The organism is Campylobacteraceae bacterium, assembly GCA_013215945.1.
GTDB lineage: Bacteria > Campylobacterota > Campylobacteria > Campylobacterales > Arcobacteraceae > NORP36.
Genome location: JABSOM010000012.1, coordinates 20,875 through 40,932, shown reverse-complemented (window position 1 = coordinate 40,932; position 20,058 = coordinate 20,875). Strand labels below are relative to the sequence as shown.

Annotated in this window: 22 protein-coding genes; 7 read left to right on the top strand and 15 right to left on the bottom strand. The window is 29.3% G+C overall.

Annotated features, from left to right (window positions below):
• The first annotated feature begins 3 nt into the window (after positions 1 to 3).
• The 7 genes from HRT41_12380 (at position 4) to trpC (ending at position 5,203) form a co-directional block, all read left to right on the top strand.
• On the top strand, positions 4 to 594 hold the full coding sequence (locus HRT41_12380) for a phosphoribosylanthranilate isomerase (GenBank protein NQY24820.1): 591 nt from the start codon (positions 4 to 6) through the stop codon (positions 592 to 594).
• Positions 584 to 1,447, top strand: coding sequence for a 3'-5' exonuclease (locus tag HRT41_12375; GenBank protein ID NQY24819.1), 864 nt, complete (start codon positions 584 to 586; stop codon positions 1,445 to 1,447). The genes HRT41_12380 and HRT41_12375 overlap by 11 nt, the downstream gene beginning before the upstream one ends.
• Entirely contained in the window at positions 1,440 to 1,979 is a 540-nt protein-coding gene (locus HRT41_12370) for a bifunctional (p)ppGpp synthetase/guanosine-3',5'-bis(diphosphate) 3'-pyrophosphohydrolase (protein ID NQY24818.1), read from the top strand. Before HRT41_12375 ends, HRT41_12370 begins: the two co-directional genes overlap by 8 nt.
• Before the next feature lie 113 nt (positions 1,980 to 2,092).
• Positions 2,093 to 2,803 carry a methyltransferase gene (locus HRT41_12365; GenBank protein NQY24817.1) on the top strand — a complete coding sequence of 237 codons (711 nt, stop codon included), beginning with the start codon at positions 2,093 to 2,095 and terminating at the stop codon, positions 2,801 to 2,803.
• On the top strand, positions 2,800 to 3,183 hold the full coding sequence (locus tag HRT41_12360) for a YkgJ family cysteine cluster protein (protein NQY24816.1): 384 nt from the start codon (positions 2,800 to 2,802) through the stop codon (positions 3,181 to 3,183). The genes HRT41_12365 and HRT41_12360 overlap by 4 nt, the downstream gene beginning before the upstream one ends.
• Positions 3,159 to 4,412, top strand: coding sequence for a hypothetical protein (locus tag HRT41_12355; GenBank protein ID NQY24815.1), 1,254 nt, complete (start codon positions 3,159 to 3,161; stop codon positions 4,410 to 4,412). The genes HRT41_12360 and HRT41_12355 overlap by 25 nt, the downstream gene beginning before the upstream one ends.
• A complete protein-coding gene (gene trpC / locus HRT41_12350) occupies positions 4,412 to 5,203 on the top strand; it encodes an indole-3-glycerol phosphate synthase TrpC (protein ID NQY24814.1) in 792 nt (263 codons plus the stop codon). Before HRT41_12355 ends, trpC begins: the two co-directional genes overlap by 1 nt.
• Positions 5,204 to 5,233: 30 nt before the next feature.
• Here trpC and HRT41_12345 read toward each other — a convergent pair whose 3' ends face one another.
• The 15 genes from HRT41_12345 to HRT41_12275 all read right to left on the bottom strand — a co-directional run bounded on the left by HRT41_12345 (position 5,234) and on the right by HRT41_12275 (position 20,027).
• Positions 5,234 to 6,064, bottom strand: a complete 831-nt coding sequence (locus tag HRT41_12345; GenBank protein NQY24813.1) for a GAF domain-containing protein — start codon at positions 6,062 to 6,064, stop codon at positions 5,234 to 5,236.
• A 96-nt stretch (positions 6,065 to 6,160) separates the two neighbouring features.
• The gene (locus HRT41_12340) at positions 6,161 to 6,838 is read right to left on the bottom strand and encodes a YggS family pyridoxal phosphate-dependent enzyme (GenBank protein NQY24812.1); all 678 of its coding nucleotides are present in this window, start codon (positions 6,836 to 6,838) and stop codon (positions 6,161 to 6,163) included.
• Between the two features lie 2 nt (positions 6,839 to 6,840).
• The gene (rseP, locus tag HRT41_12335; GenBank protein NQY24811.1) at positions 6,841 to 7,893 is read right to left on the bottom strand and encodes an RIP metalloprotease RseP; all 1,053 of its coding nucleotides are present in this window, start codon (positions 7,891 to 7,893) and stop codon (positions 6,841 to 6,843) included.
• Positions 7,894 to 7,956: 63 nt separating this feature from the next.
• Entirely contained in the window at positions 7,957 to 8,499 is a 543-nt protein-coding gene (pgsA, locus tag HRT41_12330) for a CDP-diacylglycerol--glycerol-3-phosphate 3-phosphatidyltransferase (protein NQY24810.1), read from the bottom strand.
• A complete protein-coding gene (locus HRT41_12325) occupies positions 8,499 to 9,269 on the bottom strand; it encodes an enoyl-ACP reductase (protein NQY24809.1) in 771 nt (256 codons plus the stop codon). The genes pgsA and HRT41_12325 overlap by 1 nt, the downstream gene beginning before the upstream one ends.
• Positions 9,269 to 10,156, bottom strand: a complete 888-nt coding sequence (locus tag HRT41_12320) for a 4-hydroxy-tetrahydrodipicolinate synthase (GenBank protein NQY24808.1) — start codon at positions 10,154 to 10,156, stop codon at positions 9,269 to 9,271. The genes HRT41_12325 and HRT41_12320 overlap by 1 nt, the downstream gene beginning before the upstream one ends.
• 13 nt (positions 10,157 to 10,169) lie before the next feature.
• Entirely contained in the window at positions 10,170 to 11,516 is a 1,347-nt protein-coding gene (locus HRT41_12315; protein ID NQY24807.1) for an insulinase family protein, read from the bottom strand.
• A gap of 10 nt (positions 11,517 to 11,526) precedes the next feature.
• Positions 11,527 to 12,594 (bottom strand): quinone-dependent dihydroorotate dehydrogenase, encoded by a 1,068-nt coding sequence (locus HRT41_12310; protein NQY24806.1) that lies wholly within the window; start codon positions 12,592 to 12,594, stop codon positions 11,527 to 11,529.
• Positions 12,595 to 12,705: 111 nt separating this feature from the next.
• Positions 12,706 to 14,412 (bottom strand): ABC transporter ATP-binding protein, encoded by a 1,707-nt coding sequence (locus HRT41_12305; GenBank protein ID NQY24805.1) that lies wholly within the window; start codon positions 14,410 to 14,412, stop codon positions 12,706 to 12,708.
• 51 nt (positions 14,413 to 14,463) lie between these two features.
• Positions 14,464 to 15,306, bottom strand: a complete 843-nt coding sequence (locus HRT41_12300; GenBank protein NQY24804.1) for a UbiA family prenyltransferase — start codon at positions 15,304 to 15,306, stop codon at positions 14,464 to 14,466.
• A 1-nt stretch (position 15,307) separates the two neighbouring features.
• On the bottom strand, positions 15,308 to 16,543 hold the full coding sequence (gene coxB / locus HRT41_12295; GenBank protein ID NQY24803.1) for a cytochrome c oxidase subunit II: 1,236 nt from the start codon (positions 16,541 to 16,543) through the stop codon (positions 15,308 to 15,310).
• Positions 16,544 to 16,552: 9 nt separating this feature from the next.
• Positions 16,553 to 16,861 carry a cytochrome C oxidase subunit IV family protein gene (locus HRT41_12290; protein ID NQY24802.1) on the bottom strand — a complete coding sequence of 103 codons (309 nt, stop codon included), beginning with the start codon at positions 16,859 to 16,861 and terminating at the stop codon, positions 16,553 to 16,555.
• Position 16,862: 1 nt separating this feature from the next.
• On the bottom strand, positions 16,863 to 17,528 hold the full coding sequence (locus HRT41_12285; GenBank protein ID NQY24801.1) for a cytochrome c oxidase subunit 3: 666 nt from the start codon (positions 17,526 to 17,528) through the stop codon (positions 16,863 to 16,865).
• A 1-nt stretch (position 17,529) separates the two neighbouring features.
• Entirely contained in the window at positions 17,530 to 19,182 is a 1,653-nt protein-coding gene (locus HRT41_12280; protein NQY24800.1) for a cbb3-type cytochrome c oxidase subunit I, read from the bottom strand.
• 29 nt (positions 19,183 to 19,211) lie between these two features.
• Positions 19,212 to 20,027 carry an SCO family protein gene (locus HRT41_12275; protein ID NQY24799.1) on the bottom strand — a complete coding sequence of 272 codons (816 nt, stop codon included), beginning with the start codon at positions 20,025 to 20,027 and terminating at the stop codon, positions 19,212 to 19,214.
• Between the last annotated feature and the right edge of the window lie 31 nt (positions 20,028 to 20,058).

Sequence of the window (20,058 nt, the reverse complement as noted above, 5' to 3'; positions counted from 1 at the left end):
AAGATGCGTGTAAAAATTTGTGGTATTACTAATTTAGAAGATGCACTTGCGGCAATTGAAGCAGGGGCCGATGCGTTGGGGTTTGTATTCTATGAAAAAAGTCCGCGCTTCATTGATCCTTTAGTGGCAAAAAAAATTGTACAAGCTTTGCCCCCTTTTATTCAAAGTGTGGGTCTTTTTGTTAATGAAAGCTCTAAACATATCAATGATATTTGTTTTCTTTCTCATATGCAATTGGCACAAATTATTGATGATGAAAATATTACAAGTTTCGAAAATCTAAATATAAAACATATTAAAGTATTACGAGTGAAATCAAAAGAAGATTTAGAATCTTTAAGTGATAAATTTGTATTAGTTGATGCTTTTGTTGAAAGTTTTGGAGGGGCTGGTAAAACAATCAATAAAAGCTGGTTTAAGAATATTGATACGTCTAAAATGATTTTAGCAGGTGGCTTAAATGCTTCTAATCTTAAAGAAATAAAAGATCTTAATTTTTTTGGTTTGGATGTAAGTTCTGGGGTAGAAGAAAAACCAGGAAAAAAAGATAAAAATAAAATGATTGATTTTTTAAAAGCAGCCAATGAAAGCTAAAACAAAAAGAAAGAATCAAATACATTTGAGAAATTCTGATATTCTTGCTTCTAAATTAACGTCACAAGACTTACCTTTGGAGGAAGTACTCTCTATCATTAGTACTTTTAAAAATACTTTTTTTAATTCAGCTTCCCTAGAGTTAGAACTTTTAATAGCCAATGGTTTTCCTCTAGAAATACAAAATGAAAAAGTACTTCTAAAAACAGCCCGTACAAGAATCACTGATCAAACATTTTGTATTGTTGATATTGAAACAAATGCTTCAAATATACAAAAAGGTCAAATTATAGAGCTTGGAGCTGTTAAATATAAAAATGGAAAAATCATAGATAAATTCGATTCCCTTGTTTATGCAAAAGACATTCCTCCTTATATACAAGAAGTAACTAATATTACACCCCTTATGTTGGAAGATGCTCCTAAAATACAAGATGTATTAGAAGAATTTAAAATGTTTTTAGAAGATGATATTTTTGTTGCACATGATATAAAGTTTGATTATAAATTTATTTCAGATTCTTTTGAAAAATACGATTTGGGTGTGCTGGAAAATAGAAAATTATGTACCATTGATTTATCAAAAAGAACGATAAAAGCGCAGCGTTATGGCTTGGATTTTTTAAAAGACTTGTTAAATATTGATATAGCTTTTCAACACAGAGCCTACAGTGATGCTTTAAGTACCACCTATATTTTAGAACATGCGCTGGAAAAACTTCCCAATGAAATACAAGTCAGTGAAGATTTATTGGTATTTGCAAAATCCAATAATATTATTAACCCTGCTGTAAAACACTTTGCAAAAAATAATACGGATATAAAAACAGAAGAAAAGGATAAAAATGTTTAACCAAGATATATACTTACGTGCCATTAATTTTGCAGCACATTTCCATGCTGATCAAAAAACGCCAAAAGGTTTGCCTTATTTGACCCACCTTTCATCAGTAGCTATGGAAGTAATCTGGGCTTGTACTGAGTCTTCTTTAAAAGACGAAGATACTGATATCGCAGTATCATGTGCACTGCTTCATGATGTACTAGAAGATACTTCTTGTATTATAGATGATATTTTTAAAGAATTTACAGAAGAAATTGCTTTGGGTGTAGAAGCCTTAAGTAAAGACAAGAGTTTATCAAGTAAAAAAGAACAAATGCAAGATTCTTTGAATAAGTTACTTGCACAACCTTATCCTGTACAAATGGTAAAACTTGCTGATAGAATAACAAATCTACAAAAACCGCCTTCTTCTTGGACTAAAGAAAAAGCTACTTTGTACTTAAAAGAATCAAAACTAATTTTCTCTTGTTTGAAAAATTCTAATATTTATTTAGCCAAACGTTTAGAAGAAAAAATGCTTAAGTATGAAGAATATCTTTAGTATTTTTTCCAATACTTAATAAAAAATGTAATAAAATTTAAAGAAAATATTCTTTTCAAAAATGATATTTTCTTTAATTTCGCTATAATCAACAAAATATTTAAAGGAGCACTTTGTTACTCTATCAACCCATTAATGGCTATTGTTACAATAGTGATACCCATTTTTTATATAACTTTATCACGAAAAACCTAGCAATGTTTAAAAACGTTAGAGGGGAAGTATTAGATATTGGAAGTGGTAGTGGGATTTTAGGCTTACTTTTATGCAGAGATAATGAGAAACTACACTTAAATCAGTGTGAAGTTCAAGACAGTTTTGAAAAACTCTCAAACATTAATTCAAAAAATAATAAAATTATAAATGTTTTATACAAGGGAAAATTTCAAGATATTATTTTTAATAAAAGTTTTGATATTTGTGTCTCTAATCCTCCTTTTTATCATTCAAGTGTAGTAAAAACTAAGAATGAAAATATAAAAACTGCACGATATAACGATGCTTTACCTCTTGAAGAATTCATTAAAAAAACGTCAAAAATTTTAAACAATAACGGTAAGTTTTTTTTCTGTTACGATGTTAAGCAAATAAATGATATTATTATTTTATTAAGTAAATATAAGTTTAATCTTGAAGCTTTGCAGTTCGTACATCCTAAAAAACAAAAAGATGCTTCTTTAATACTGGTATATGCAAGAAAGAATTCTAAATCTTTAACAAAAGTTCTTTCCCCTTTATTTGTATTTGAAAAAGAAGAATTTACACAAGAAGCATTAGATATATATGCTAAATGTCAAACGCACAGTATAAAAGTAGACATATGAGTCAAATAATTAAAAAAAATGGTTTTAATTTTGCTTTTACCCCCAGTGCTTGTGATACATGTGCAGGAAATTGTTGCATTGGCGAGAGTGGTTATATTTGGATAAATAAAACAGAAATGTTAACATTGTCTGAACATTTAAAAATAAGTTTAGATGAATTAAAAGAAAAATACTTGAGAAAAGTAGGGTATAAATATTCTATTAAAGAAAAAAAACTAAGTGCTGATAATTTTGCCTGTACGTTTTTTGATTTAAAGAAAAAACAGTGCTCAATTTATGAAGCAAGGCCCGTACAATGTAGAACGTTCCCTTTTTGGGATTATTTTAAAAACAATGAACAAGAGGTATTTGACGAATGTCCTGCTATAAAAAAATTATAATACTTTTTTTATTTCTTTTTGCTATTAATCTGCAAGCTTCAAAAGCGTATGGAAATGAAGACAGAGATATCTTATTTGCTATTGAGTTTGAACGATTAAATGATGTAAGTTCTGCGAAATTTTTGTATTTAAAACTTTTTGAAAAGAGCAATAATTACGAATACCTCCTTCGATATCTAAGTCTCTCTTTAAATCAAAGAAAATTTAAAGAAGTGAAATATTATGCTTTAAACAATCTTGATAAAGAAAGTTTGCAGTACGAACAAATTCTTAGAATATATATTATTTCACTGATAAATTTACAAGAATTTAAAGAAGCACTTCATTCTTCACGGACTCTTTTATCTCAAAATAAAAGTGCCTTAAATTATGAAATTGTAGCAAATGTTTATTTTGCACAAAGAAAATATAAAGAAGCAATTGAATATTTTGAAAGTTCATATATTGTAAACAATAGCCCTAAAGTTTTATTTAATTTAGTGAATATTCTTTATGCTTATGCCAATGAAAAAAACAAAGCCATTTCTTATTTAGAAACGCATATTCGCTTAAATGGATGTGATTACCTTGTATGTTCAAAGTTATTGTCCATTTATCAAGAACAGAAAAATCTTGATGGTATCATCTCAGTTTTAAAAACAAGTTATTTTTCAAAGAACTCTAATTCTTATTATTCTAAAGATAAAACATTAAACTTATTGATATCTTATATGGCACAAAAAGATATTAACTTGGCTATTTCTTTTTTAGAAAAGAATAAGTTAAGTGATGATACTTTATTTGCTTTATACAAAAGAGCCAATTTATTAACTAAAGCATACCTCTTGGTAAAAAAGATTTATATAAAAAATAAAGAAATTGACTACTTAGCGCAAATTGCTATTTTAGAATTTGAGTTAGCCAAAAATAAAAGCAAAGTTTTGAATTCTGTGATTGAAAAATTTGAAAAAGTATTGAGAGTTTTAGATAATCACGTATATCAAAATTATCTGGGTTATATTCTAATTGAGTATGACAAAGATATAAAAAGAGGTTTGATGTATGTTAATAAAGCTTTACTTCAAGCACCTAAAAATGTTGCTTATCTTGATTCTTTAGCATGGGGTGAGTATAAACTGGGTAGGTGTAAAAAAGCAAAAGAACATATGCAAGAAGTTATTAATGAAGTAGGAGAAGATGATTTAGAAATTAAACATCATTGGAAAAAAATTAAGGAGTGCCTAAAATAATGATTTTAGATGAAATTATAGAAAAAACAAAAGAAGACTTAGAAAAAAGAAAAATTGATTTCCCCCTAGAGTGGTTAGGTAGAAGTTTAAGTGCAAATCCTTTTGCCCCAAGAGATGTAAAAACGTATCTAAGAGCGACAAAAGACGAGCCAATAAGAATTATTGCGGAAGTTAAAAAAGCAAGTCCTTCAAAAGGAATTATAAAAGAAGACTTTGATCCTTTACTAATTGCTCAAGCCTATAGTAACGCAGGGGCTAATGCTATTTCAGTATTAACTGAACCACATTATTTTCAAGGAAATCTTGAATATTTAACGGGAATTAGACGCTATGTTCCTACGCCTTTGTTACGAAAAGATTTCATAGTAGATAAGTATCAAATTGTGGAAGCTTTAGTATATGGAGCAGATTTTATTTTATTAATAGCAAAAGCTTTGAGCACTAAAGCGATAAAAGAACTGTATGAGTATGCACTGCATTTAGGTCTTGAAGTATTAGTTGAAATACACGATAAAGAAGATCTTACAAAAGCTATGAAGTGTGGAGCTAGTATTATTGGTATTAATCACAGAAATCTTGATACTTTTGAAATGGACATGCATTTATGTGATAAATTAATTCCTATGATCCCAAATGGAAAAATAATTATTGCTGAAAGTGGGGTTTCTAATATAGAAACCATTAAAAGATTGAGTGAAATAGGGGCAGATGCATTTTTAATTGGGGAGCATTTTATGCGACAAGATTCAATTGAAGAGGAAGTTAAAAAATTCAAGAATGCTTTAACTTAGACAAAATTAAAAGCAAGAATTTACTTGCTTTTAATCTTCTTGACTCTCTTTTCTTGAAATCTCTTCTTCAATAATATTTATATTTGATAATAAAATACTATAAGATTCATTAAATAAATGGGGATCATTAATATTTAAATCTTTTTGCAGTTTAATGGATTTTAATGCACTTTTTACTGTTTGAATATTATTCTGTAAGTGATTAAAATTTCTTCTTTCTGTGCTTTTCATCACTTTTAAATCTAAAATTTCTTTATTTAAATTTTTATTAAGTTCAAGTAGATTGTTGTTAATAGATTGCATTCCTAGTATATTATTTTGAAGTTTAATTATAGAAATACTAGCAAGCGTTGCAAAAGCTTTTAAATACTGTGTATCCTCATCAGTAAACGCTATATAGGTACCATCTTTCATTTTATTGATTAATTGTATTACCCCAATAGTAATCATTGTTTCTGGGTTCACTAAAGGAATAACCAGCATATTATTTGATTTATATTTAAAGTTTTTATCAAATTCTTTGGTTTTTGAAAAATCATACTGCGAATTTTCGTAAATATTATTAACTGTAATTATGCTTGAGCTGTTATATGCTTGTACTGCAATTAGTTTTGAATTATTTTCTAAAGATAATCTTATGTTTTTTGATTTATTTTTACTATCATTATCCAAAGATATTAAGGTGTCATTTTGAAAAATATGGAATCTTAAATAGTCATTTTCTCTTAAATAAATGGTTCCTGCATCACAAGAAATATGATTTCTAATATAAAACAAAAGTTGTTCAAGTAATTTATCTAAAGAATAGTTGTCTAAGTGGATGATATTATCTTCTGTGTTTATAATATTGTTTATGTTCATAATAATCCCAAATTTTATTTAGAATACTTTAAAATGCTTTAAAAGAAGGTGAATTCTTTGTATTGCAGGTTAAAGCATCAATATAGAAATAAATCTTTATTTAAATAAAGAAGAACCCACTCGTATCATATTTGAACCACATTCAATTGCAAGCTCAAAATCTGAACTCATTCCCATAGAACAATATCTTGCTCCAAGAGGTTTAACTTGTTCATAAATCTTTTTTGTACTTAAAAAAGATTTTTTAATCTCAAGTCTTTCTTTACTATGTGCCCCAATACTCATTACCCCAATAAGTTTTATAGCACTACAGTCTTTAAGGATTGTTTTATAAGCCTCAAATGCTTCTTCTTCTTTAAATCCGGTTTTACTCTCTTCATTAGCAGAGTTTATTTGCAATAAACATTTCATTGTTCTGTTTTTTGCCAAGAGTTTTTTATTAAGTTCATATGCCAATTCCAAAGAATCAAGAGAGTGCATTAAGGTAGGTTTTGCATCAATCAAATTATTGATTTTGTTTTTTTGCAAATGTCCTATAAAATGCCATTCTAATGGTAAATCATCAAGAGTTACCATTTTCTCTTTTAAATCTTGTACTTTATTTTCTCCATAAGCCCTTTGACCTACATTGTATAAAGTTTCTATATCGTCTGTACTTGAGTACTTAGATACTGCAATTAATTTTACAATATGATGATCAGAGACTCTAAGACGTGCGCCTTCTATTTGTGTTACTATTTTGTCTAAGTTTTGTGTTGCTTGTATTTTATTCATTTTTATCCAAATAATCTAATTATATCGTTGTACATTCCTAAAGCCATCAAAGAAGCTAAAATAAGCCATCCTACAATTGTTAAGAACATAAATACTTTATCGCTTGGTTTTTTCCTAGTTATTATCTCATAAATGTTGAACATAATATGTCCACCATCTAAAGCAGGAATAGGAAGTAAGTTAAGTACACCTAAATTTACTGAAATTAAAGCGGTAATTGACAGCAGCGCTATAATACTAGATGAACTGGCATCTGATATTACTTTTCCAATAGTTATAACCCCACCCACTTCACTAGAAGGAATAACGCCTGAAATTAACTTTTGAATACCTTTAAAAATCATTGAAGAAGATTGAAGGGTTTTTTCATATGCAAAAACAAAAGACTCACTTATACTTAAGTCCAATACAATTACTTTAGGTGCAGGAGAAATACCAATCATTCTTTTTTTAATATCTTCTTTGAAAATATTTTTGGCATCTAAAATTTGTGGATTTAAAACAAAGGTTTGAACTGCATTATCTCTTTTAACATAAAATTTTAAGGCACCATTTGAGTTTCTAATAATTTCACCAATATGGTTCCATTCTTTGATTTCTACATCATTAATACGTAAAATTTCATCGCCTTTTTTTAATCCAGCCATTTGTGCAGGTGATTTTTCTTGTACGTTTCCAATATGTGGTGCTAATGCATTTGCACCAAGACTTGCAATAACAAAATATAAAATAGCTGCTAATAAAAAGTTAGCAAAAGGACCTGCTAATAAAATAATAATTCTTTGCCAAGGTTTTTTAGTATTGTATGAGTCATCACCTTCTTCTATTAAAGCAGGATCTCTGTCATCTTGCCCTTTCATTTTTACATAACCCCCAAGTGGAATTAATGAAAGTTGCCATCTTGTTCCTAACCATTCTTTAGCAAAAAGTCTTTTTCCAAAACCAATTGAAAATACGTGAACTTTTACACCAAAATAACGAGCAGCTGTAAAGTGCCCTAATTCATGAAAAAAAACCAAAAATGATAAAACTAGTAGAAAAGTAATAGTACCCAATATAAATCTCCGATTTAAAATAAGAAGAGAAAATTAAATATTATTTTCTCTTGCGTAATTGTGTTAATTTTTAAAATAATCTCTTATATATTCATAACCAGAATATAAGGTTAATAAAACAGCTAACCATAAAAGCTCATTTGCATAAGGCCAATTCATAATTAAAAAACCTATAGCAAACATTTGTGAAACTGTTTTTACTTTACCAGAAAAAGTTGAGGCAACATTTTTACCTTCTTGTGCTGCTACTACTCTAATTCCTGTTATGAAAAATTCACGTGAAAGAATCAAAAATACAGCCCAAGCAGAAGCTCTATCAATTACCATTAACCCAATAAAACCAGCAAGTACCAACATCTTATCGGCAAGTGGATCTAAAATTCCACCTATTTTTGTCATTTGATTCCATCTTCTTGCAATATATCCATCAAAAAAATCAGTTACTGAAGCAATAACAAAAATCAAACCTGCAAAATAATCAAACCACGAAGGGTGCCAAGAAGCAAAAATTACATTGTCCCTATCTACAAAAAACCACAGCATTAATGGTGCTAAAAGTATTCTTAATATAGCCAGTGCATTAGGTAGATTGTATGAATGACTCATTATCTAAAAGTAGTTCCACCATCAACTACTATGGTTTGTGCTGTAATCCAAGAAGCATCATTAGTACACAAGAAAAAACATGCATCAGCTAAATCTTTAGGTTGCCCAATACGATTTAAAGCAGATAATTCAACTGTTTTTTGTTTCACTTCTTCATAATTAGTAAACGCTTTTAGTGCATCTGTATCAATAGGACCTCCAGAAACAGCATTTACTCTAATCCCAAATTCACCAAGTTCTGTTGCTGCATATCTAACCATAGCTTCAACCGCTGCTTTATTTGTACCATGACCAGCATAATTTTGAATATATACTAAGTTTCCAGTAGAACTTAAAGAAACAATAGAACCACCTGTTCCTTGTTTTTGCATTCGTTTAGCAGCTTGTTGTGCTCCACATACAAAAGCATTAACTGTAGCTGTATAGATATTGTTTAAACCTCTTGGTTTTAGTCTCATAAATTTTCCATATCCACCCACAACAGCTCGCCCATAAATCATTGCATTAGAAATAAAATAATCAACTGTTTCAAAATCTTCATCAATTTTTAGAAACAGTTCTTTATATGTTTGTGGCTCTAAGATATTTAAATGATAAGCTCTGGCTTTAACACCAAATTTATCTTCTAAATCTTTTGCAATTTCATTTGCAATTTCTTCGTTAGAATTGTATGTAAAAGCAATATTTACACCTTGTTTTGCGAACTTATAAGCACATGCTTTTCCTATACCTTTAGTTGCGCCACTAATTACTAATGTTTTGTTTGTCATTATTTTATTACCTTATATTGTTTTAATACTTCTTCTAATTTTTTCATTGTTTCTTTACTTGGTGCTGTTAATGGTAAACGATATTCTAAGGTATCTAATAAACCTGCTAAGTACATTGCTGCTTTAATAGGGATTGGATTACTCTCACAAAACAATACTTTATTTAAAGGATATAAAAATTCATTGATTTCTCTTGCTCTTTTTAAATTCCCATTTTGTACACAATGTACTAATTCACTTTTCAAATCAGGTAAAAGGTTAGCAGTTACAGAAATAATTCCCGTAGCTCCATTGGTTAACATAGGAAAATCAATAGCATCATCTCCTGAGATAACATGAAAACCTTCTCTTTTTGAATGAATTTCAATGGCACGTTCTAGCGAACCAGTTGCTTCTTTTATTGCATAAATATTAGGAATGTCATCAAATAAACGAATGGCTGTATCTGCATTTAAATCAACACCAGTACGTCCGGGAACATTGTATAAAACAAAAGGAATATCTACAGAAGTAGCAATTGCTTTATAATGTTGGTATAGTCCTTCTTGCATAGGTTTATTATAATATGGAGTTACTGATAATATTCCATCAGCTCCTACAGCTTGTGCATGTTGTGCAAACTCAATAGCTGAAGCAGTAGCATTAGAACCAGCACCTGCTATTACTTTTACTTTTGTTCCTTTACAAACATCAACTGCAATTTCTATACATTCTTTATGTTCTGCATGAGATAAAGTAGCACTTTCACCTGTTGTTCCTACGGGAACCATTACATCCATTCCTTGATCAATTTGTCTCTGTATTAAACTTGCAAATTTTTCTGAATCTAATTTCCCTTTTTTAAAAGGTGTAATAAGTGCTGTCATTGCCCCTGTCATAATTTCCATTGTTTCTCTCCTACTATTCTTTAGTATTTTTATCATTTTTTAAAATGAGTGTTGTTGAATTGTTTTTATTTAAATAAGTATTTGCTACTTTTATTAAATCTTCTTTAGTGATTTTATTAATATCATCTTCATACGAAAACAAGGGTTTAATATTGTCTCTTACAAAATATGAACCGTATAAAGATGCAACAGAAGAGGAAGATTCAAGTGAAAAGATAAAATCTGCTCGTGTATTGATTCTAATTTTCTCTATTTCTTTTTTTGTTACTTTTCCATTTTTTACATCTTTAATGATTTTTAAAATCTCTTTTTCAACGTCTTTTGCTTTAACACCTTCATTACAAACGGCCACAAACATAAATACACCAGGATCTTTTAGTTCCATATTATAAGCATATACTTGGTTAACCAATTTTTTTTCATCTACAAGAATTTTTTGTAAAATTGAACTTTTCCCTGAAGAAAATAATTCAGATAAAGCAGACAGTGCTACTTGATCTTTATGCTCAAAATTAGGAATATGATAAGCAATAGTTAACATCTCCACACTTGAATTCTTATAAATAATCGCTCTTTTTGCCCCATCTTGTTTAGGCTCAATTGTATGTATTTTGGAAGGAAGGTCATGCTTATTCTTAATAGAAGCGAAATGCTTCTTAGCACTTTCAAAAACCTCCTCTTTTGTAATATCTCCCGCAACAACTATAATTGCATTTTTTGCTTGATAGTAGGTTTTATGGAATTCTTTAATATCAGAAATAGTCCAATTTTTAATATCGTTTATAAAACCAATAGGTGTCCAATGGTAGGGGTGGTACATAAATACATTGTTAAACAATCTAAATTGTAAATATCCCATTGGGTTATTATCTGTTCTCCAATGTCTTTCTTCCATAACCACATCTCGTTCTGGTTGAAATTCTTCATCTTTTAAATTAAGATTTTGTAATAAATCAGAAAATAAACCTAAAGATTTATCCATATTTTTAGAAGAAGACTTGATATAATAGTTGGTATAATCAAAAGAAGTAGAAGCATTATTAACGCCACCAAAACCTTTAACTATTTCATCAAATTCACCTGCTTTTAGGTTTTTAGTTGATTTGAAATTTAAATGTTCAAGCATATGAGCAATTCCTGATTTTCCCATTACTTCATTTCTTGAACCTACTTTATAAAAAATATTTGTAGAAACAACAGAGCTGTTATTATGCATAGGTATAACTACAATTTGTAAACCATTATCTAAGGTTTGCGTAAAATATTTTGGTAAACTTGAACTCATTAATTCCCCTGAAATTATTATTAATAGTAAAAAATTAAATATAAAAAAGTGCTTTTTTGTTTTAACATTCTTCATTTATATTCTTTTATTTTTCATTTTTTAGGTCTGCTCCAATAGCATCTGATATATGATTATATCCATCTTTTTCTAAGAGCTCTAAAATTTCTTCATTTATTTTTCTAACCATAGAAGGGCCTTCAAAAACCATTCCTGAATAGGCTTGAACCAAAGAAGCTCCCGCTTTAATTCTTCTATACGCTTCAGCACCATTTGAAATTCCACCAACTGATATTAAAATAGTTTTCCCAAATAACTCTTTTGCTATTTCTTTGAATAAAGTATACGATTTATCGCTTAAACAAGCCCCCGATAAACCACCAAAATCTTTTGCATCATTAACAAGAGCATATTCAATAGTTGTATTCGTAGCAATAATTCCAGCAGCTCCTGCTTTAACTGCACATTTTGATAAAGATATAGCATTACTTACACTCATATCAGGTGCAATTTTTAAGAAAATGGGTTTTTTACTTAGTTTTTTAGCCATCACAAAAAGTTCTTTGATAAAAGTTTCATTTTGTAAGTCTCTTAAATTAGGTGTATTAGGAGAAGATATATTAATTACAATATAATCACTTATATCTTTAAATCTCTCAATAAGTACTTTATAATCATTAATTGCAAATTCTTCAGGTGTATTTTTATTTTTTCCAATATTTGCACCAATTACAATTGCATGTGGATAAACTTTTTTTAAGTTCTTGGCAACTTTAAACGAACCCGCATTATTAAAACCCATTGCATTTTGAATGGATTTTGATTCAATATGTCTGAACATTCTTGGTTTAGCATTACCATCTTGTGGTCTTGGTGTCATAGTACCTATTTCAGTAGCTGCAAAACCTAAAGCCATCATAGAATTAACCATTGTTGCATTTTTATCAAAACCTGCGGCTAAACCAACAGGATTAATAAATGGAATTCCTAAAATTTCTTGTTTTAGTTTTGTATTAATTATGAAGTTTTTATTCACCATATAATTATTAAAGAATCGTATTCTTGGCAAGACTTTTAAAGCAAATTCTGAAATATTATGTGCTGTTTCAGGCTGGAAATTAAAGAGTATTTTTTTTAGGTTTTCATAGTTAAACAAAGCTATCCTTTTTGATTTTATATTTTATCCAAAATAATGTAAATTATTCTTTAGAGCAGGGGCTAAATTAGCCCTAAAAGTAAATTAAAAATTATTTCTAATTGTTTTTACTTAAATACTTGCAAGATTGTAAAGTCGTTTGTATTCTTTAGAGTTCTTAAGTAAGTTTTCTTCACTGTCCATTGCAATTATTTCGCCTTTTTGAAAAACAGCAATTTTATTTGCGCTTTTAATAGTTGATAATCTGTGTGCAATAATAAAAGTTATCTTATTAGAAGATATTTCATCAATAATTTCCGAAATAATACTTTCACTTTCATTATCTAAAGCAGATGTAGCCTCATCTAAAATTAAAATCTCTGGATCTTTATACAAAGCTCTTGCAATTGCAATTCTTTGCCTTTGCCCGCCTGAAAGATTAGTACCCGCTTCATCCAAAACAGTATAAATTCCTTTTTCTTGTTCTTTTACAAAATCATAAGCATGGGCTTGTTTTAAAGCTTTAATTACTTTTTCTTCATTGATTTCATATCCATAAGCTACATTCTTAGCAATACTGTCATTAATAATATAAACTCTTTGTGTAACAATAGAAATTTTTTCTCTTAAAGAATCAATATTTATATCTTTTATATCGTGATTATTAATAGTAAGTTTACCCTCTGAGGTATCGTAAAAGCGAATAATCAAATTAACCAAAGAAGATTTTCCTCCCCCACTGTCACCTACTAAAGCAATCTTATCTCCACGTTTTGCACTTAAATGTATATTTTTTAAAGCAGTAAAATTATCGTATTTTAAAGAAACATTGTTAAAATCAATTGTTTGGACTTCCTCACATTTTAAAGGACCTGATATTATTTCTGTTTTATGAGCAAATAATTGATTAATTCTTTCATTTGCTGCAATTGCATCTTGCATTTGATTGTACACTCGTGATAATCTTTTAATAGGGGTATAGAGCATAAAGAGGGCAGTTGTAAAGGATAAAAAAGAACCTGTTGTTATAATGCCATCAATTACTTGAGCCCCTCCAACAATAATAACTGCTGCAAAACCCACAGAACCTATGATTTCCATTACAGGTGATACTAAAGCATTTACTTTAACACCCTTCATATTTATACTAAAAAAGTTTTGATTGTGTTTTGCAAAACTTTTTAATTCAAGTCTTTCTGTTGAATTTGCTTTTATGAGTTCAATATTTTGGAAGGTTTCACTTAAGTGTGTAGTAATATCTGAAACACTCTCTTGTGATTTAAAAGAAAGAGCTTTCATTTTTTTAGCCAATTTACTTAAAGGTAGAATGGCTAGAGGTAAAACAATTAAACCATAAAAAGCAAGTTCATAACTTTGGTAAATTGCAACAGAAATAAGTCCAATTATCGTTAAAAATTCGCGTATCATATCTGCTATTTGGTTTGAGACTGCGGATTGAATACGGTTAATGTCATTGGTTATTCTAGATATTAATTCCCCTGTATGTTTTTTTTGAAAAAAATTCATATCAAGTTTTAAAATATGTTGTAATAATTTATCTCTAATGATTCTTACAATGTCTTGTCCTATATAAGAAATATAATAGGTTTGTACATAACCACCCATACTTTTAGCAGTATATAAAAAAACAATAATAAAAGGCATGATAAAAAGCATATCTCTGTCTTTATTAATAAAGATATCATCTAATAAGGGTTCTATAACATAAGCAGTTCCAGCAGTACCACTTGCTACTAAAATCATACCTATAACGGCATAAAAAAATTTGAGTTTGTAATTTTTAAAATAAGGGAGATATTGTTTGTAAAATTCTTTCATAGATGTCCTACTCTTTGTATAAGAGTAGGATTATATCTAAAATTTACTTCGTTACATATACAGCGCGTTAACGCAAAGTATAATCATTAAAAATAACATGTATACATTAATATTAATAAAGTTATAAATATAGTTTCGATTTTTCAATAGTTTAAATATTGTAAAAAGTGTATATGCTTTTAAAGCAAACAATAAACCAAGAATAATGGGAGATTGTACTTCAAACATTGCTACTAAAAAAACGCCACAAATTACTGTTAATAATAACCAAATAAAGGTCATTCTAACCAAACTATCAACTCCAAATACTTTGGTAATAGTAGGAAAACCTGCTTCTTCATATTGTTTATAATATTTTAAATTTAAAAGCCAAAAGTGAGGAATTTGCCAGGTAAAATAAAATAAACCCAAAGCAAAGAATCTCATGTCAAATTCGTAACTTCCTGCAGAAACCCAACCAATATAGGGAGGAATAACTCCTAGAACTGCACCATAAACACCAGCATAAATACTGTGTCTTTTTGCAGGTGTATACAGAAGATTATAAATAATTACAACTGCTAAAAAAACGACTAGACCTGTAACTCCATGAGGAATATAAATAAAGAAAAAAGAGGAAGAAGTAATAATTATTCCAATAATTAATGCCGTCCTAAAACTCATATCCCCAGAAGGAATAGGTCTGTTTTTAGTACGAGGCATTAAAGCATCTTTTTTATATTCTTGCGTTTGGTTAAAAGTAGATACACCCATTGCTAATAATAAAACAGCAAGATAAGGGTATAAAAGACCCATATCTATGCTGCCATTAGCAAGAATATATCCAAAAATCGCAGATAAACTAATTGTAAATGATAAAGGAAACTTTGTTAATACATATATATTCTTGATCATATTATTTCTTTAAATACTCAACAATTGCATTTACTTCATCATCAGATAATACATCTTTAAATGGAGGCATAATGTTTTGGTATCCTTCAACAATTTCAGTTTCTGGATTTTTTATTGCTTCAATTAAATATGTTTCATCAATGGTAATTTCAATAGTTTTACCATCTTTGACAATTTTTGTTTTTCTTCCCATAATATCTTTAAAGGTAGGACCAGCTGATGGAGTTCCATCAAGTGTATGACATCCAATACAACCATTAATATCAACAACTTCTGCTCCATTAATTGATGGTTTAGCAGCTTCTACTTCTATACCTTTGAAATAATTAAGAACAAGAGTCATATCTTCTTTACTTAATGCACCTTTAAAACTAGGCATCATTCCGGCCATAAAACCTTCAACAACTTCAGCATCTGGATCATCAATTGCTCTCACTAAATAAGCATCGTCTCTTGTTACCGTTTTAGTTACGCCATTACTTATAACTTTAACTTCTTTGTTATAAATATCTTTGAAAGAAGGACCTGCAGATACTGTACCATCTAGAGTATGACATCCAATACAGCCAGTTTCATTAAACACATCCATTGCTGTTCGCGCAGCAACTACTGTAGGATTTAAAAATTCATCAAATTCTTCTTGAGATACAACTTTTACATCGGCTCTCATATATGCATGTCTTGTACCACAGTACTCAGCACACATAATGTCAAATTTTCCTAGTTTTGTAGCATTAAACCACAATTTTGTGATTTGTCCAGGAACAATATCTTCTTTAATTCTAAATGCAGGCACATAAAATGCATGTAATACATCATCAAGTGGAGCAGTCATGTTTAATTTAACATCTTGTCCAATAGGAACTATTAAAGAAGAACTCTTTTTACCATTTGCATACTCAAAAGAAAAAGACCATTTTTTACCAATAACTTTTACAACAACTGCTTTATCATCAGCTGGCATAGTTCTTTGAATCTTTAAAGCATCTAATCCAATATAAAAAATAACCATCATTAAAATAGTTGGAATTATTGTCCAAGCAATTTCAAGTGGAGTATTATGTTTAATATTTTTAGTATCTGTTGGCTTTGATCTTTTTTCATCGTATTGATATAAAAAGATAAACATAGCACCTATAGTAATTACAAATAAGAATAAACAAATTAGATTTACTGTCCAAAATGCATAATCAATTTCACCGGCGAAACTTGATACGCCTTCCATTCCTTCTAACATTCTATTCTCCTAAGTAAAAAAATCATTAATACTATTTCTAAAAATTGCATCAAAAGATGTAATTATAAAAAATATACTAAGCGTAATAAGTGCTATTAAAACAATCCATCTATACAATGGTTCTTCATACTTAAGGTGCATATAATAAGCGCCAATTAAAAATGTCTTAATTACTGCAATAAACATTTGAATTGCAATCGTATTTTGAAGATCTTGATGCATGAAATAAGGTTGTAAAAAAGTTAAAGTAGTTAATCCTATTAAAGCAAAAAATACTTTAATAAACATACTTTCTGTTAATGTTTCGTGATTTGTCATCTTATCTCCCTAATCCAGTAATGTAAAAGAGTGGGAATAAAAATACCCAAACCATATGAACTAAATCCCAATATAAAGCTACATTTTCAAATATAACATATTTTTTTGTAGTAATTGTTCCTTTGTTCATTAAAATTAATACCCAAGTCATTAAAGCAATACCAATAATAATATGAATTCCATGAAGTCCTGTCATTGTAAAGTATAAACCAAAGAATAAAATAACTCCACTTTCTTTTGCATTTAAAATGTCAGAATCAGGATAAATACCATGATGAATCTCAGCCATCCACTCAAAATACTTAATCGTTAAGAAAAGAATTGAGAAAACAATAGTAAGTACAATTTTAACTTTTGCTTTTGAAACTTCACCATTTTTAAAGTTGATTAAACCCATACCTAAAAAGTATGTAGAAATTAAAAGAACAAAAGTATTAACTCCACCAAGAACAATATTTAACGTAGCAGATGCTTCTAAAAAATTATCTGTATATCTGTAAAAGTAGAATGTAAATACTAAGAACATTCCTCCAAATAACATTAACTCTGTAAATAAGAAGAACCAAAAACCAAGTTTTGATGCTTGATAATCATCATTAAAGTCTACGACTTCATGAGGATTACCTTGTTTATCGTAGATAATTTCTATTTCACTTGAATGATCCATGTTATCTCCCTTTGTGAATTTCATCATAAAGATTATGAACGGGTAAACCATCTTTATAATCGTAAGGTTCAAAATCAATATATGGTGTATTTCTAAAGTTTTCTAATGGTGGTGGTGAATCAATTTGCCACTCTAACGTAGTTGCATTCCATGGGTTTGCACTTGCGATTTCTCCATTTTTTAAACCTTTGATTAAAACATAAGCCATAAATCCAATTCCTGAAAGTGTTAATACCGCACCAACACCTGAAATTTGATGATAAATAGTAAATTCTGGTAAATAATCAAAATATCTTCTAGGCATACCTAAAATTCCAGCTATAAACATTGGGAACCATAATATGTTAAATCCTAAGAAAATCATCCAGAATGCAATTTTAGCTTTTGCTTCGTCATACATTCTTCCAACAAATTTTGGATACCAGTAATGAAATGCTGCAAACATCATGAATACAACTCCACCAAACATTGCGTAATGGAAGTGAGCAACAACATAATATGTATCATGTAAGTGAGCAGTAATCCCAAGTGTTGCTAATACAACTCCTGTTAGTCCTCCAATTGCAAAAGTAACAATTGTTCCAATAACCCATAACATAGGTGTTTTCATTACAATTGAACCTTTATACATAGTAGCAATCCAGTCAAAGAATTTAATACCAGTAGGAATTGAAACAAAAAATGTTAAAAATGAGAAAGTAACTTTCGCCCATTCACTCATACCAGAAGAAAATAAGTGATGTCCCCAAACCAAGTATCCGATAATAGAAATCATTGCAGAAGAAATTGCAATTGATCTGTATCCAAAGATAGTCCGTCTACAGAATGTAGGTACGATTTCAGAAACAACACCAAATGCTGGTAAAATCATTAAATAAACTGCGGGATGAGAATAAATCCAAAATAAGTGTTCATAAAGAATTGGATCTCCACCTTTTGCAGGATCAAAAATACCAATACCAATTGTTTTTTCAATAATTACTAGAATTAATGTAATTCCAATTACAGGAGTAGCTAAAACTTGAATCCATGCAGTTGAATATAAACCCCATACAAATAAAGGCATTTTAAAGAATCCCATACCAGGAGCTCTTAATCTGTGAATAGTTACAACAAAGTTAATTCCCGTAAGAATACTTGCCATTCCTAAGATATATGCAGCACTTAAAGCAGCAATTACATTTGTATCTGTATTAACACTATAAGGCGCATAAAATGTCCATCCAGTATCAGCAAAACCATTACCTACAAATAATGAAGATAAAGCAATTATTGCACCTAATAAAAATAGCCACCATGAAAATAAATTTAGTCGTGGAAATGATACATCTTTTGCACCAATCATAATTGGTAATAAAAAGTTACCAAAAATAGCAGGAATACCTGGAATGATGAATAAAAATACCATAATTACCCCATGCAAAGTAAATGCCTGGTTAAATTGATCTGGAGTTAAAACTTGTTCTCCTGGGAAGAACAGTTCAATCCTCATTGTTAGTGCAACTAGCAGTGCTACTGCAAAAAATGCAAACATTACAATCATGTAAAGTATTGCTATTCTTTTGTGATCAATAGAAAAAATCCATTGTAAAATTTTATTTTCATGATGTCCAAAGACGGTGTGCGTCTCATCATAAAAGCTTTTGTGTGTCATTATCTCTCCTTTTCGTTTGATGGAAACGCTTACGCGTCTTTTTCTTCTTTTTCTTTTCGTTTTTTTATTTCTTCTAATTTTCTTTTGTCATCTCGTTTACCTGTTCGGTATACAAATACAAAAAATGCTACTACAGTAGCAAAAATTAAACCGCCGACAATTTTTTCCGCTTTAAACAAATACGTTTTACTTTCTGCATCGTAAGCAAAACAGTAAAGTAAAGTATTTGCAATTGTTGGTCTTGTTTTTTCTTCGCTTGCTTCATAAATCGCAAGTTTTAGATCAAAAGGTAAGTACGTGATACCATTTAAATATCTGCTTACTTTCCCTTTTGGTGTTAAAACCATGATTGCTGCAGGATGCAAATAATCAACAACTCCATCTTTTACACGTCGTTCATATTTAAAACCAACAGAATTTGTTATTATATCTATATTTTCCTGATTAGTTGTGGTTAGAAACGACCATGCATTTGCATTAAATGGTTTTTTAAAGGTCTTAAAGATTTTGTCTTTTGTTTCTTTTGCATGTTTAAAAGTGTCATTTTTTTCAATACTTAGGGTAATTACATTAAATTCTTTTCCAGGGATCAGTCCAATTCGGGGAATAACATCTGCAACTTCGTATAACATAGGGGAACATAAAGTAGGGCAGTTGAAGTAGTTAATAGTTAAAATTGTAGGTTTATTATCTATTATTTCTCTTAGCGTTTTTACTTGATTATATTCATTCGTAAACTTTAAATCTAAATTGATTTCTTTGTCTTGTTGTTCATAAATTCCGATTTCTACAGAAAACAATGTACAGGCGGACAAAAGTAGGGTCAAAAGTACTTTTTTTAGCATAGTAAAATCCTTACACTATTATTTATTGGAA